Source organism: Pseudomonas sp. PvP001, assembly GCF_040546375.1.
In the GTDB taxonomy this organism is placed as follows: Bacteria; Pseudomonadota; Gammaproteobacteria; order Pseudomonadales; family Pseudomonadaceae; genus Aquipseudomonas; species Aquipseudomonas coleopterorum.
Genome location: NZ_JBEPNQ010000001.1, coordinates 2,037,682 through 2,052,661, shown reverse-complemented (window position 1 = coordinate 2,052,661; position 14,980 = coordinate 2,037,682). Strand labels below are relative to the sequence as shown.

Here is a 14,980-nt window from a genome sequence, read left to right as displayed (position 1 = left end):
GTAGCAGCGGCGCGAGCCGCGTCACCGACGACGCGCTTCACCTGACACCCCGCATCGACGCCCGACGCTGCTCACACACCCCCCTGTAGCAGCGGCGCAAGCCGCGTCACTGACGACGCGATTCACCTGACACCCCGCATCGACGCCCGACGCTGCTCACACACCCCCCTGTAGCAGCGGCGCGAGCCGCGTCACTGACGACGCGATTCACCTGACACCCCGCATCACCCCCGACGCGGCTCGCGCCGCTGCTACAGGGTTGCGCAAGCCGTTCAGCAGCGGCGCGTCAGGTCATGGTTTCGCTGGCGGCTTGAGCAGCGCTTCGGCGGCCTTGGCCAGGTCCGGTGGCAGGAAATCCTTGTCCGGGTTGTAGTCGGCCTTGAGGAAGCGCGTCAGGTCCTGCAGGTCGCCCGGGCTCAGGATGCCTGCCGCCTGCTTGAGGCGCAGGTTGTCCAGAATGTAGTCATAGCGGGTGTTGTTGTAGTCGCGCACCGAGCTGTACAGCTGACGCTGCGCGTCGAGCACGTCGACGATGTTGCGCGTCCCCACCTGATAGCCGATTTCGGTGGCCAGCACCGAACTCTGGTTGGAAATGATCGACTGCTTGCGCGCCTGCACCTGCTCGACATCGGTGTTGACCGCACGGTGCAGGTTGCGCGTGTTCTCCACCACCTGCCGACGCAGGCTTTCGCGCTGCTGCTCGCTCTGCGTGAGCCGTGCGTAGGCTTCACGTACCTGCGAGCTGGTCAGCCCGCCGCTGTAGATCGGAATGTTCAACTGCACGCCGATGCTGCGCTGCGACACATCGCTGCCATAGCTGACGCCCGGCAGGGTCGATGGGTTGCTGAAACCCAGATTGTCGTTGTCGCCCTTCTGGTATTGCGCGACCGCATCCACCGTCGGCGCATGCCCGGCCTTGCGCTGGCGCAAGGTCTGCTCGGCGGCTTCCACGGCATAGTTGCTGGCCAGCAGATCGAGGTTCTGCCGCGAAGCGGTATCGACCCAGGTACTGGCGTCATTGGGTATCGGCGCCAGCACGGGCAGGGTGTGAACGATGCCCTGGATCGAATTGTATTCGCGGTTGGTCAGCGTGATCAGGGCCTGGAAGGCGTCGTCCACCTGACGCTGGGCGATGATCCGGTTGGCCCGGGCGGTGTCGTAGCTGGCCTGGGACTGCAGGGTGTCGGTCTTGTCGGAAAGACCGACGTTGAAGCGCTCTTGGGACTGATCGAGCTGGCGCCGGAATGCATTCTCCTCGGCGCGCGCGGTGGCCAGGTTGTCCTGGGCGCGCAGTACCGAGAAATAGGCCTGGGCACTTTGCAGAATCAGGTTCTGCTCGGTGGCCGACAACTGCACTGCAGCCTGCTCGTCGACCGCCTTGGCCGCCTTGAGCTGGAACCAGCGGTCGGCACGGAACAGCGGCTGGCTCAATTGCGCACGGTAGGAATTGCCGCTGCGGTTGTACACCGCCGAGGGCTGGTCCAGCGCCGTGCGGGTGTCGTTGATGTCGTAACCGGCCGACAGGTTGGGCAGCAAACCGGCGCGCGCCTGCGGCACGATTTCGCTTTGCGCGGCATAGTCGGCCCGCGAGGCGGCCAGGTCGGCGTTGTTCAGTACCGCTTCCTGATAGACGCTGACCAGATCGGTCATGCTCGCCAACGGTGCCTGCTGCGCCAGGGCCAGGCCTGGGATGGCACCGGACACGGCCAGGGCGAGGGCCGTTGCCGAGGGAAATCTACTGCGCAGCATGGGGCAATCCTTGGTCTGTAAGCTGGGTCTGGACATCAGCTGTGGAAAGAGGCTTGGGGCAGGGCGAGTGTAGAGCGCGGCGCGCCGCACAACAATCGGTCCGATGCAACGGCCACTATCAAGACCTGCAGGCGGGGTTGGCGTTCCACATGCAGGGCGTCTATGCTGTGCACGTTCTTGTCGGGGTGCCTTGCTATGAGGCTGAGATCGGATAATCCGGATCCCGTTGAACCTGATCAGGTTAACGCCTGCGTAGGGAACAAGATTTCTCGTCTTTGCGGCGAGTCCTCTTGTGCTTCGTCCGAGGTCTCGCGCATTTTCTGCACAGCACCTCGCGTACAAGCACAGCATCCGTTCACAGGGTGCATCCGTGCCTTTCAGGTTCGCTCCGACATTCCCTGCTGGATGCCGTCTGGAGAGCCTGTGATGAATACAAAAGCAAAAAACACCGTGCATTTGAGCGAATCGGCCCAAGTCGATTCAGGCTCCGTGCAGCCCTTCACCCGTTCGCGCAAGATCTACGTCCAGGGCTCGCGGGCAGACATCCGTGTGCCCATGCGTGAAATCAGCCTGGACGTCACCCCGACCGACTTTTCCACCGGCAACAGCAGCGGTGAGATCAACCCGCCGGTGACCGTCTACGACACCTCCGGCCCCTACACCGACCCCAATGTCGTCATCGACGTGCGCAAGGGCCTGGCCGACGTGCGTTCGGCCTGGATCGACGACCGTGGCGACACCGAACGGCTGCCCGGCTTGAGTTCTCACTTCGGCCAACAACGCCTGAGCGACGACGAATTGACCAAACTGCGCTTCGCTCACGTGCGCAACCCGCGCCGGGCCAAGGCCGGCGCCAACGTCAGCCAGATGCACTATGCCCGTCAGGGCATCATCACCGCCGAAATGGAATACGTCGCCATCCGCGAGAACATGAAGCTGGCCGAGGCCCGCGCTGCCGGCCTGCTCAAGGATCAGCACAAGGGCCACAGCTTCGGCGCCAGCATTCCCACGGAGATCACCGCCGAGTTCGTGCGTGAAGAAATCGCCCGTGGCCGCGCGATCATTCCGGCCAACATCAACCACACCGAACTCGAACCGATGATCATCGGCCGCAACTTCCTGGTGAAGATCAACGGCAACATCGGCAACAGCGCCCTGGGCTCCTCCATCGAGGAGGAAGTGGCCAAGCTCACCTGGGGCATCCGCTGGGGCTCGGACACGGTGATGGACCTGTCCACCGGCAAGCACATCCACGAAACCCGCGAGTGGATCATCCGCAATTCGCCCGTACCGATCGGTACCGTGCCCATCTATCAGGCCCTGGAAAAAGTCGGCGGCGTGGCCGAAGACCTGACCTGGGAGCTGTTCCGCGACACCCTCATCGAGCAGGCCGAGCAGGGCGTGGACTACTTCACCATCCATGCCGGGGTCCTGTTGCGCTACGTGCCGCTGACGGCCAAGCGGGTCACCGGCATCGTCAGCCGCGGCGGATCGATCATGGCCAAGTGGTGCCTGGCGCACCACCAGGAAAACTTCCTGTACACGCACTTCGACGAGATCTGCGAAATCATGAAGGCCTACGACGTCAGCTTCTCCCTGGGCGACGGCCTGCGTCCGGGCTCGATCGCCGACGCCAACGACGAAGCTCAGTTCGGGGAGCTGGAAACCCTCGGCGAGCTGACCAAGATCGCCTGGAAGCACGACGTCCAGTGCATGATCGAAGGTCCGGGGCACGTGCCGATGCAGCTGATCAAGGAGAACATGGACAAGCAGCTGGAATGCTGCGACGAAGCGCCGTTTTACACCCTCGGCCCGCTGACCACCGACATTGCCCCAGGTTACGACCACATCACCTCGGGCATCGGTGCGGCGATGATCGGCTGGTTCGGTTGCGCGATGCTCTGCTACGTGACGCCCAAGGAGCACCTGGGCCTGCCGAACAAGGATGACGTGAAGACCGGCATCATCACCTACAAGATCGCCGCGCACGCCGCCGACCTGGCCAAGGGGCACCCCGGCGCGCAGATCCGCGACAACGCCTTGAGCAAGGCGCGTTTCGAGTTTCGCTGGGAAGACCAGTTCAACCTCGGGCTGGACCCGGACACCGCGCGCGCCTACCACGACGAAACCCTGCCCAAGGACTCGGCCAAGGTCGCGCACTTCTGCTCGATGTGCGGGCCGAAGTTCTGCTCCATGAAGATTACTCAGGAAGTGCGCGAGTATGCGGCCAACCAGAAGATCGAGGCCGTCGACCTGAGCGTGGAGGAAGGAATGCGCGAACAGGCCAAGCGCTTCAAGCAGGAAGGCAGCCAGCTGTACCAGAAAGTCTGATCAGGACCTTCAGTCGTGCGGCTTTCGCGGCCGATGACCGCTCCTGCGATTTCTCCGTAGGAGCGGTCATCGGCCGCGAAACCCGCACCGCGTCTGACCTGACACCCCATCAATGCTCCGCCAACCCCTGACTCCTTTCCATTCGAGCCCATCCATTGAAAACCTCCTACTCCCCCGATATCGCGGTCTCCACCGCCCAGCGCGTGCTGGGCGGACGTGATCTGTTCTCCCTGTGGTTTTCCCTGGGCGTCGGCCTCATGGTGCTGCAGACCGGCGCCTTGCTGGCGCCGGGCCTGGGCCTTGCCGGTGCGCTGGGCGCCATTTTTCTCGGGACCCTGGTGGGCGTGCTGCTGCTCGCCGGCGTCGGTGTGATCGGCAGCGACACCGGGCTGTCGGCCATGGCCGCTCTGCGCCTGACCCTGGGCCGCGGCGCCGGTAGCGTGCCGGCGCTACTGAACCTGCTGCAACTGGTTGGCTGGGGTTCGTTCGAGATCATCGTCATGCGCGATGCCGCCAGCCTGCTGGCCACCCGCGCCTTCGGCGAAGGCAGCCTGGGCAGCAATCCGTGGTTGTGGACGCTGCTGTTCGGCGCGTTGGTCACGCTGCTGGCGGTCAGTGGGCCGCTGACCTTCGTGCGCAAGGTGCTGCGCAAATGGGGCATATGGCTGCTACTGGCGGCATGCCTTTGGCTGACCTGGAACCTGTTCGCCAAGGCCGACCTGGCAGCTCTGTGGAACACTGCGGGCGACGGCTCCATGGACCTGGCCACCGGCTTTGACATCGCGATTGCCATGCCCCTGTCGTGGCTGCCGCTGATTGCCGACTACTCGCGATTCGGCAAGCGCGCCCGCAACGTGTTCGGCGGCACCGCCGTGGGCTTCTTCATCGGCAATTTCTGGTTGATGAGCCTGGGCGTCGCCTACACCCTGGCGTTCGCGCCCAGTGGTGAAGTCAATGCGCTGCTGCTGGCGCTGGCCGGTGCTGGCCTGGGCATACCGCTGCTGCTGATTCTGCTGGACGAGTCGGAGAACGCCTTCGTCGACATCCATTCGGCTGCGGTATCGACCAGCCTATTGTCAGGCTTGAAGGTGGAGCACCTGGCCCTGGCCATCGGTATCATCTGCACGCTGATCGCCTGCCTGGCACCGCTGGCGCAGTACCAGAACTTCCTGCTGCTAATCGGCTCGGTCTTCGCGCCGCTGTTCGGCGTGGTCCTGATGGACCACTTCGTGCTGCGCAAACGCGCCATCCAGGTCGAGCCACGGGCTGTGCGCTGGAGCGCGCTGCTGGCGTGGCTGGGCGGTGTGTGCCTGTATCATCTGCTGGCCAATCTGTACCCGCAGATCGGAGCAACCCTGCCCGCGCTGCTGGTGGCCGGGTTGCTGTACTACCTGATCGAGCGCGTGCTCAACCGCGACCCGGGAACAGCTCGGGCTTGATCACGCCATTGAGGCGCGGGTAGGCGATCTTCACTTCCGGGTGGCCCATGGCGTAGGGGGCGATGCTGTACACGTTGTACTTGAGCACCACGCCCCCATAGGTCAAGGCAATGTTCGGCGTCTGCTGGAAAGGCCACTGACGAATGAAGTCGGCATCCTTGTCCAGCTTGCTGGCGACCAGCCAGCCACGGTGGGCTTCTTCGGCAGCCTGCCAGAACGCGCGTTCCTGGCCCGGTACCAGCATGTCCTTCAGGGTCAGTTCGCGATGCTCGCGACGCGACCAGTTGATGAAGCCGCGCCCTGGCATGCCGTGGGCGCCACCGGTCATGACGTAGCTGGACAGCTCGACCACCACGATACCGTCATGCTGCTCGCGTACCTTGGCTTGCAGGTAGCTGCTGTAGCGCGGCTGGGCCTCGCGCATGAATTGATCTTCATAGGCCTTAAGGGTCGCCGGTACACGGGCGTCGGGCGTATTGACGGTCATCTTGCGCAAGCGTTTGTCGATGGCTGCATCCAGGCCGGGCTCGTCGGGAAAATGCACCACGTCGATGTTCACCAGTGGACAGTCCTGATTGTCGCAGCCGGGCTTGATGTGCTCGAAAGCCTCGCGCTTGGTCTCCAGCGGCGCCCGGTAATTGGTTTGGAAGACACTGGCGCAGGCACCCAGGGTCAAGGCGACGCAGGCCACGGAGGTGAACTTGAGAAACGACATGATGGTCCTTGGCGGATGATTGAATTGTCGTGCTTGGACTGCCGGTCGAACCGTCGGTTCGCACGTAGCACAATCTTAATGCCTGCTCGTCCAACCGCCTATCCCGAGGCTTGCGGCTTACCTTCGAAGGGGGCTGCAATACGGGCGCATCGCGGTTAGGATGGCCCCATGCTGCATGCACGAGTACGAGGTTTTTCCATGCCAGATTCATCCCGATCCACCCCCAAGGCGGTCGAGATCGACAAGACCGAACGTTGCTTCCAGGGCTTCTACAGACTGGACAAACTGTTCCTGCGCCACGAGCTGTTCAACGGTGGCATGAGCAAGCAGATCAGCCGCGAACTGTTCGTGCGCCACGACGCCGTGTGCGTGTTGCCCTACGATGCCGTTCGCGACGAAGTGGTCCTGATCGAGCAGTTCCGGGTCGGCGCGATCGGCAAGGTCGACAACCCCTGGCTGATCGAAATGGTCGCCGGGCTGATCGACAAGGACGAGCAGCCCGAGGAAGTCGCCCATCGCGAAGCCGACGAGGAAGCGGGGCTGCAGATCGAAGCACTGTGGCCGGTCACCAAGTACTTCCCGTCGCCCGGCGGCAGCGATGAATACGTGCATCTGTACCTGGGCCGCTGCAGCAGCGAAGGCGCGGGCGGCCTGCATGGTCTGGAGGAGGAGGGCGAGGACATCCGCGTCAAGGTCTGGGCGTTCGACGATGCCTTGCAGGCCGTGCGCGATGGTCGGATCATCAACGCGGCAGCGATCATCGCCATTCAATGGCTGGCGCTGAACCGCGACGAAGTCAGGGGGCTGTGGTCGTGAGTCCGTTGCGCGAGCGCTACCGCGTCGACCTGGTCGGCTTGCAGGCCGCCTGCGAGGCCAATTATGCGCGACTCATGCGGCTGTTGCCGGACATGCGCAGCCAGCAGCTGTCGCGCCGCATCGCCATGACCCAGGCCGACCAGATGCTCGGCGTGCTGACCCTCGAGGTGTTGCTGGCCTGTCCGTACACCACAACCCTGCGCGTGCGCCAGGAACACAGCCTGCCCTGGCTGCCGGTGCCGCAGATGGAAGTGCAGGTGTACCACGATGCGCGCATGGCCGAGGTCATCAGCGCCGAGCATGCCCGTCGTTTCCGCAGCGTCTATCCCTATCCCAACGAGGCCATGCACCAACCCGACGAAAAGGCCCAGCTCAACCTGTTTCTCGGCGAATGGCTCAGCCACTGCCTGGCCTGCGGCCACGAGTACGAAGCGGTGCGCTGAGCGCCGACCGGCCCCTGGCGCTGGACCCTGCATTGCCCTCGTCATCCAGGCTGCGCATAATTCCTCGATCAACCCCTGCCTGGAGACGGCCTTGTCCAGCCCATCTGATCGCGCTGTCGATGCCCCGGTGCTGCTCGTGCAGCTGTCCGACAGCCACCTGGTGGCCGAAGCCGACGGAGCCATGTTCGGCCTCAATACCCGGCAGAGCCTGGCGCAGGTCGTCAGCCAGGTGCAAGCGGAACAGCCGCACATCGATTTGCTGGTCGCCACCGGCGACCTGTCTCAGGACGGCACGCTGGCTTCCTACCAGGCGTTTGCCCAGGCCACAGCGGGAATTGCCGCGCCGATGCGCTGGCTGCCCGGGAATCACGACGAACCGGCCGTCATGCAGCAGGCCGCGCAGGGTACGCAGTGGCTGGAGCCGGTGGTGGACATCGGTGCCTGGCGAGTGACACTGCTCGATTCCGCCATCGCAGGTTCGGCGGCGGGTCATCTGGCCGACGAGCAGTTGCAGTTACTCGAACGGTCGCTTGCCGAGGCACCGTACAAGCATCACCTGGTGTGTCTGCACCATCATCCGGTGTCCATCGACAGCTCCTGGATGGAGCCCATCGGTCTGCGCAACCGGCATGCCCTGTTCGAGCTGCTTGCCCGCTTTGCGCAAGTGCGGGGTGTGCTCTGGGGGCACGTGCATCAGGAGATCGACCGGCAGGCTCATGGCGTGCGCCTGTTGGCATCGCCCTCGACCTGCATCCAGTTTCTGCCGTGCAGCGAGGACTTCGCCCTGGATGACCGTGCGCCGGGCTACCGCTGGCTGCGCCTGATGCCGGACGGACAGATCGAAACCGGCGTCTCGCGTCTGGCGGACTTCAGTTTCACCCCGGATCTGGACGCGGCGGGTTATTGATTCAGGATCAGCAACACACCGATAGCCCGCCCACACCCCCGACAAGGTAAACTGCGCGCCATCTCTATGCCCGGAGGCCCCCATGCCCGGTTCGATCCTCTACATTCATGGTCTGAACAGCTCGCCGGATTCGCAGAAAGCCCGCCAATTGAGTGCGCTGATGCAACGCATCGGCCTGGCTGATCAACTGCGCGCGCCCGCCTTGCACCACCATCCGCGCCAGGCCATCGCCCAACTCGAAGCGGCACTGGCGCAGCTCGATGCGCCCTTGCTGGTGGGAAGCTCACTGGGCGGCTACTATGCGACACACCTGGCCCAGCGCTTTGGCCTCAAGACAGTGCTGATCAATCCCGTGGTCAACCCGCACCGCCTGTTCGATGGCTACCTGGGCGAACAGACCAACCATTACACGGGCGAGCGCTGGCAGCTGACCCACGACCATGTCACGGCACTGGCCGAGCTGGAAGTGCCGGCCCCCACGGACCGCGAGCGGCTCCAGGTGTGGCTGCAGACCGGCGACGAGACCCTCGACTATCGCCAGGCGGCGGCCTTCTACCAAGCCTGCAGCGTGCACATCGAAAACGGCGGCGACCACGGCTTCCAGGGCTTTGCGCAGAAGTTGCCGGCGCTGCTGGCATTCGCCGGCATCGACGCCGAGCGCCTGGATGGCGTCGACCTTGCCCAGCTTTGACCACTCATTTCACGAACGACTGACGACGAGACCCCATGGCCAATCCCAGCGCTAGCTCCTATAACGCAGACGCCATCGAAGTCCTCTCGGGCCTCGACCCGGTGCGCAAGCGCCCGGGCATGTACACCGACACCAGTCGGCCCAACCACCTGGCCCAGGAAGTCATCGACAACAGTGTCGACGAAGCCCTGGCGGGCCACGCACGGTCGATCCAGGTCATCCTGCACGCCGATCACTCCCTGGAAGTGTCCGACGACGGCCGCGGCATGCCTGTGGACATTCACCCGGAGGAAGGCGTCAGCGGCGTCGAGCTGATCCTCACCAAGCTGCACGCCGGCGGCAAGTTCTCCAACAAGAACTATCAGTTCTCCGGCGGTCTGCACGGGGTCGGTATCTCCGTGGTCAACGCCCTGTCCAATCAGGTGCGGGTCAGGGTCAAGCGCGACGGCAACGAGTATCAGATGACCTTCGCCGATGGCTTCAAGGCCACCGACCTGGAAGTCATCGGTACAGTCGGCAAGCGCAACACCGGCACCAGCGTGTACTTCGCCCCGGACCCGAAATACTTCGATTCGCCCAAGTTTTCCGTCAGCCGCCTCAAGCATGTGCTCAAGGCCAAGGCGGTGCTCTGTCCCGGCCTGCTGGTCAGCTTCGAGGACAAGGGCAGCGGCGAGAAGGTCGAGTGGCATTATGAAGATGGCCTGCGTTCGTACCTGATCGATGCGGTCACCGAATTCGCCCGCCTGCCGGACGAGCCGTTCTGCGGCAGCCTGGCGGGCAACAAGGAAGCCGTGGACTGGGCGCTGCTGTGGTTGCCCGAAGGCGGCGACAGCGTTCAGGAAAGCTACGTCAACCTGATTCCGACGGCCCAGGGCGGTACCCACGTCAACGGCCTGCGCCAAGGCTTGCTCGATGCCATGCGCGAATTCTGCGAGTTCCGCAACCTGCTGCCGCGCGGGCTGAAGCTGGCGCCCGAAGACATCTGGGAGCGTATCGCCTTCGTCCTGTCGATGAAGATGCAGGATGCGCAGTTCTCCGGCCAGACCAAGGAACGGTTGTCGTCGCGCGAGGCCGCAGCGTTCGTGTCCGGCGTGGTCAAGGATGCCTTCAGCCTGTGGCTCAACGCGCATCCTGAATTGGGCATGCAACTGGCCGAGCTGGCGATCAGCAACGCCGGCCGCCGCCTCAAGGCAAGCAAGAAAGTCGAGCGCAAGCGCATCACCCAAGGCCCGGCATTGCCCGGCAAGCTGGCCGACTGCGCTGGCCAGGACCCGGCCCGCTCCGAGCTGTTCCTGGTCGAAGGTGACTCGGCAGGTGGCTCGGCCAAACAGGCACGGGACAAGGAATTCCAGGCGATCCTGCCGTTGCGCGGCAAGATCCTCAACACCTGGGAAGTGGATGGCAGCGAGGTCCTGGCCAGTCAGGAAGTGCACAACATCGCCGTGGCCATCGGGGTCGATCCCGGTGCCGCCGATATCAGCCAGTTGCGCTACGGCAAGGTATGCATCCTCGCCGACGCCGACTCCGACGGCCTGCACATCGCAACTTTGCTCTGCGCGCTGTTCGTCCAGCACTTCCGGCCCCTGGTGGACGCCGGCCATGTCTACGTCGCCATGCCGCCGCTGTACCGCATCGACCTGGGCAAGGAGATTTTCTACGCCCTGGACGAGGCCGAGCGCGATGGCATCCTCGACCGCCTGGTCGCCGAAAAGAAACGCGGCAAACCGCAGGTCACACGCTTCAAGGGTCTGGGCGAGATGAACCCACCGCAGTTGCGGGAAACCACCATGGACCCCAACACCCGCCGCCTGGTGCAACTGACCCTGGACGACTTCGCTGGTACCACCGAGATCATGGACATGCTGCTGGCCAAGAAACGTGCGGGTGACCGCAAGGCGTGGCTCGAGTCCAAGGGCAATCTGGCCGAGGTGCTGGCTTGATCGCAGCGCTGCTGACAGCCCTGTTCGCCCTGGCCGTGCCGACGCTGGCCGAGGCGTCGGCGCAGCCCGCTGTGCCCGAGTTGACCCTGATCGGCGAGCATGCGGTCGATGGCATGCCCACGGGCAATCTGTCCGGTCTGGCGCTGTGCGGCAAGGCGTTGTGGGCCGTTTCCGACCGTGAAGACGGGACGGTCTATCGACTCGATACCTCGACGCCCACCTGGCAGGCCAGGGCCGTGACGTTCAAGGCACCACCGGTCCCACCCAGCGGGCTGCCCGCCCGTCTGCGCATGAGCAGTTGGGCCGCGTCTTTCGTGCGCGGCGGCGATCTGGATTTCGAAGGCATCAGCTGTGATGCCCAAGGCAACCAGTACCTGGTCAGCGAAGCCCACGTCGCGGTCCTGCAGATTCCCGTGTCAGGCGAGCCGAAGTGGTTGCCCCTGGATCCGACCCTGGTCAGTCAGGCGCGTGCCAGCAACCTGCTGTTGCACTTCAACGCCCTGTTCGAAGGGCTGACCGTCAACCCGGCCGGCGACCGCCTGTGGCTGGCCGCCGAACGTCAGCAGCGCGGTCTGTTGGCTGTTCGCAAGCGGCCGGTAAGCTGGAGCTGCGAGGGGCGTTGCGTGCTGCTCGCCGAAGGCGGTGCGGAAACGCTGCCGGTGCAGGTGCCTCGCACCAGGACCATGCCGCGCGACTTCGCTGACCTGGCCTACTTCGACGGCAAGCTGTTCACCCTGGAACGCAATGCCTACCGCATCTGCCGCCGAGACGCCGATACGGCGAAGCGGGAACGTTGCTGGTCGTTCGCCGCCGAAGCCCTGTTGCCTGCGCGCCGCTATGATGCGCCCTACGGCCTGACCGAAGCGCTGAGTGTGGACGCCGACGGCGCCTGGGTCGGCACCGACAACAACCAATGGGCCCGCGCCGATGACGAACGCCGTCCGGTGGTCTGGCGCTTCGCAGCCCCGGCCGGTGGCTGGAGTGCGGCACCATGAGCCAGGCGGCACCCGGCAAGCGGGCGGGCAAACTGCTGATGCTGCTGGCCTGGGCCGCGGCGTTGTACCTGGCCACGCAGTTCTTCGGCGACTGGGAACAGCGACGGGAAAATCCCAATGCCGTGCCGGTTTCCCAGCACGGCGACGGCTATGTGGAAGTGCAATTGGCCGGCAATGGCCAGGGACACTTTGTCAGTGGCGGTTTCATCAACGGCCAGCCGGTGCAGTTCATGCTCGACACCGGCGCCACCGATGTGGCGATGCCCGAAGCCGTGGCGCGCAAGCTTGAATTGACGCGCGGGGCACCAGTGCTGCTCACCACCGCCAATGGCAAGACCCAAGGCTATCGCACCGAGATCGCCAGCCTGCAATTGGGCGACATTCGTCTGAGCAATGTCCGCGCCCTTGTAGTGCCGGGCTTCGAAGGCAACCAGGTGCTGCTGGGCATGAGCGCCTTGAAACAACTTGAATTCACTCAGCGCGGCGGCAACTTGTTGCTGCGCCAGACCACGAAACGATGAGGCTTGCATGAGCGACTCCCTCGATCTCAGTCTCGACGGCGTAGAACGCCGGTCCCTGGCTGACTTCACCGAACAGGCCTACCTCAACTACTCCATGTACGTGATCATGGACCGCGCCTTGCCGCACATCGGCGATGGCCTCAAGCCGGTCCAGCGACGCATCGTCTATGCCATGAGCGAGTTGGGGCTCGACGCTGACGCCAAGCACAAGAAATCCGCGCGCACCGTGGGTGACGTGCTCGGCAAGTTCCACCCCCATGGCGACTCGGCCTGCTACGAAGCCATGGTGCTGATGGCGCAGCCGTTCAGCTATCGCTACACCCTGGTCGATGGCCAAGGCAACTGGGGGGCGCCGGACGATCCCAAGTCATTCGCTGCCATGCGCTACACCGAAGCGCGCCTGTCGCGCTATTCCGAAGTGCTGCTCACCGAACTGGGCCAGGGCACCGCCGACTGGGTGCCGAACTTCGACGGTACCCTGGACGAGCCTGCGGTGCTCCCGGCGCGCTTGCCCAACATCCTGCTCAACGGCACCACCGGCATTGCCGTGGGCATGGCCACCGACGTGCCACCGCATAACCTGCGCGAAGTGGCCAGCGCCTGCGTCCGACTGCTCGACGAGCCCAAGGCCACGGTCGAGCAGTTGTGCGAGCACATCCAGGGTCCGGATTACCCGACCGAAGCGGAAATCATCACGCCGCGCGCCGAACTGCTGAAGATCTACCAAACCGGTCGCGGTTCGGTGCGCATGCGCGCGGTGTATCGTCTGGAAGACGGCGACGTGGTCGTCACCGCTCTGCCGCATCAGGTGTCCGGTGCCAAGGTGCTGGAGCAGATCGCCGCGCAGATGCAGGCCAAGAAGCTGCCGATGGTGGCCGACCTGCGTGACGAATCCGACCACGAGCATCCGTGCCGCATCGTCATCATTCCGCGCTCCAATCGGGTCGAAGTCGACGAACTGATGCAGCATCTGTTCGCCACCACGGATCTGGAGTCGACCTACCGGGTCAACGTCAACATCATCGGCCTCGACGGCCGCCCGCAGCTGAAGAACCTGCGCGCGTTGCTGGTCGAGTGGCTGGAGTTCCGCGTCAACACCGTGCGCCGCCGCCTGCAATTCCGTCTGGACAAGGTCGAGCGCCGCCTGCACCTGTTGGACGGCTTGCTGATTGCCTTCCTCAACCTGGACGAAGTGATCCACATCATCCGCACCGAGGATCATCCCAAGGCACGCCTGATCGAGCGTTTCGCGCTGACCGAGATCCAGGCCGACTACATTCTCGACACGCGCCTGCGCCAGCTCGCGCGTTTGGAAGAGATGAAAATCCGTGGCGAGCAGGAAGAGCTGGCCAAGGAACGCGCCAAGCTGCAGGCCCTGCTGGGCAGCGAAGCCAAGCTGAAGAAACTGGTGCGTGCCGAGCTGATCAAGGACGCCGAAACCTATGGCGACGCTCGCCGCTCGCCGATCGTGGCGCGCAGCGAAGCCCGTGCGCTGTCGGAAAACGAGCTGATGCCCACCGAGCCGGTGACGGTAGTGCTGTCCGAGAAGGGCTGGGTGCGCTGTGGCAAAGGCCACGACATCGATGCCACCGGGCTGTCCTACAAGGCCGGTGACGGCTACAAGACGGCAGCGACCGGGCGCTCGAATCAGTTCGCGGTGTTCATCGACTCGACCGGGCGCAGCTACTCGGTGGCTGCCCATACGCTGCCCTCGGCCCGTGGCCAGGGCGAGCCGCTGACAGGCCGCCTGACGCCGCCACCGGGTGCGACGTTCGAATGCGTGATGCTGCCCGACGACGACGCGCTGTATGTCATCGCATCGGACGCCGGCTACGGTTTCGTGGTCAAGGGCGAAGACCTGCAAGCCAAGAACAAGGCCGGCAAGGCGCTGCTCAGCCTGCCCAAGGGCGCCAAGGTGATCAACCCCCGCGCCGTGCCGGACCGGGAGCAGAACTGGCTGGCCGCCGTGACCACCGAAGGACGCCTGCTGGTGTTCAAGATCAGCGACCTGCCGCAGTTGGGCAAGGGCAAGGGCAACAAGATCATCGGCATTCCCGGTGATCGAGTGGCCAGCCGTGAAGAATTCGTCACCGACCTTGCGGTCGTTGCCGAAGGCTCGACCCTGGTTCTGCAGGCGGGCAAACGCACGCTGTCGCTCAAGCCCGACGACCTGGAGCACTACCGTGGCGAGCGTGGTCGCCGCGGCAACAAGCTGCCTCGCGGTTTCCAGCGCGTCGACGCTCTGGTCGTGGAAACCCCCTGACTGCCAACCGCGTGCGGACGGTGGCATGGCTGCCGTTCGACGCAAGCACTGGAGTCAGGGCGCGGATTCACGGATGATAGGCCCTTTCGCGGCGCCGCCAAGCGGCAGCGTCCAGACGACTCGGTCAAGTATTGCTGCGGTTGCCGTGTGGCAGCCGCCTGGATGAAATG

General features: G+C 64.4%; 12 protein-coding genes and 1 riboswitch. Of the genes, 10 read left to right on the top strand and 2 right to left on the bottom strand.

Annotated elements, in window-relative coordinates; genetic code table 11:
* Positions 1–291: 291 nt before the first annotated feature.
* Positions 292–1,749, bottom strand: a complete 1,458-nt coding sequence (locus ABMD26_RS09395) for a TolC family outer membrane protein (RefSeq protein WP_090355793.1) — start codon at positions 1,747–1,749, stop codon at positions 292–294.
* 171 nt (positions 1,750–1,920) lie between these two features.
* Positions 1,921–2,025, top strand: a riboswitch (TPP riboswitch).
* Between the two features lie 150 nt (positions 2,026–2,175).
* On the opposite strand from ABMD26_RS09395, the gene thiC reads away from it, so the two are divergent.
* Entirely contained in the window at positions 2,176–4,080 is a 1,905-nt protein-coding gene (thiC, locus tag ABMD26_RS09390) for a phosphomethylpyrimidine synthase ThiC (protein WP_354309196.1), read from the top strand.
* A 155-nt stretch (positions 4,081–4,235) separates the two neighbouring features.
* The gene (cytX, locus tag ABMD26_RS09385) at positions 4,236–5,519 is read left to right on the top strand and encodes a putative hydroxymethylpyrimidine transporter CytX (RefSeq protein WP_354309194.1); all 1,284 of its coding nucleotides are present in this window, start codon (positions 4,236–4,238) and stop codon (positions 5,517–5,519) included.
* Here cytX and ABMD26_RS09380 read toward each other — a convergent pair.
* Positions 5,488–6,234, bottom strand: coding sequence for an RsiV family protein (locus tag ABMD26_RS09380; RefSeq protein WP_354309192.1), 747 nt, complete (start codon positions 6,232–6,234; stop codon positions 5,488–5,490). The genes cytX and ABMD26_RS09380 overlap by 32 nt on opposite strands.
* Before the next feature lie 198 nt (positions 6,235–6,432).
* Here ABMD26_RS09380 and ABMD26_RS09375 point away from each other — a divergent pair, with 198 nt between their 5' ends.
* The 8 genes from ABMD26_RS09375 to parC all read left to right on the top strand — a co-directional run bounded on the left by ABMD26_RS09375 (position 6,433) and on the right by parC (position 14,810).
* Positions 6,433–7,050, top strand: coding sequence for an NUDIX domain-containing protein (locus ABMD26_RS09375; RefSeq protein ID WP_134722942.1), 618 nt, complete (start codon positions 6,433–6,435; stop codon positions 7,048–7,050).
* Positions 7,005–7,493: a DUF1249 domain-containing protein gene (locus tag ABMD26_RS09370; protein ID WP_197979194.1), complete on the top strand. Its 489-nt coding sequence runs from the start codon at positions 7,005–7,007 to the stop codon at positions 7,491–7,493. The genes ABMD26_RS09375 and ABMD26_RS09370 overlap by 46 nt, the downstream gene beginning before the upstream one ends.
* A gap of 91 nt (positions 7,494–7,584) precedes the next feature.
* Complete coding sequence (gene cpdA / locus ABMD26_RS09365; protein WP_354309189.1) at positions 7,585–8,400, top strand: 3',5'-cyclic-AMP phosphodiesterase; 816 nt, start codon at positions 7,585–7,587, stop codon at positions 8,398–8,400.
* An 82-nt stretch (positions 8,401–8,482) separates the two neighbouring features.
* Positions 8,483–9,091, top strand: coding sequence for a YqiA/YcfP family alpha/beta fold hydrolase (locus ABMD26_RS09360; protein WP_354309187.1), 609 nt, complete (start codon positions 8,483–8,485; stop codon positions 9,089–9,091).
* A gap of 35 nt (positions 9,092–9,126) precedes the next feature.
* Positions 9,127–11,031 (top strand): DNA topoisomerase IV subunit B, encoded by a 1,905-nt coding sequence (gene parE / locus ABMD26_RS09355; protein WP_043191207.1) that lies wholly within the window; start codon positions 9,127–9,129, stop codon positions 11,029–11,031.
* Complete coding sequence (locus ABMD26_RS09350; RefSeq protein ID WP_502948338.1) at positions 11,031–12,026, top strand: esterase-like activity of phytase family protein; 996 nt, start codon at positions 11,031–11,033, stop codon at positions 12,024–12,026. The genes parE and ABMD26_RS09350 overlap by 1 nt, the downstream gene beginning before the upstream one ends.
* Complete coding sequence (locus ABMD26_RS09345; protein WP_043191202.1) at positions 12,023–12,547, top strand: retropepsin-like aspartic protease family protein; 525 nt, start codon at positions 12,023–12,025, stop codon at positions 12,545–12,547. Before ABMD26_RS09350 ends, ABMD26_RS09345 begins: the two co-directional genes overlap by 4 nt.
* Positions 12,548–12,554: 7 nt before the next feature.
* Positions 12,555–14,810, top strand: coding sequence for a DNA topoisomerase IV subunit A (gene parC, locus ABMD26_RS09340; RefSeq protein ID WP_354309184.1), 2,256 nt, complete (start codon positions 12,555–12,557; stop codon positions 14,808–14,810).
* Positions 14,811–14,980: the final 170 nt, after the last annotated feature.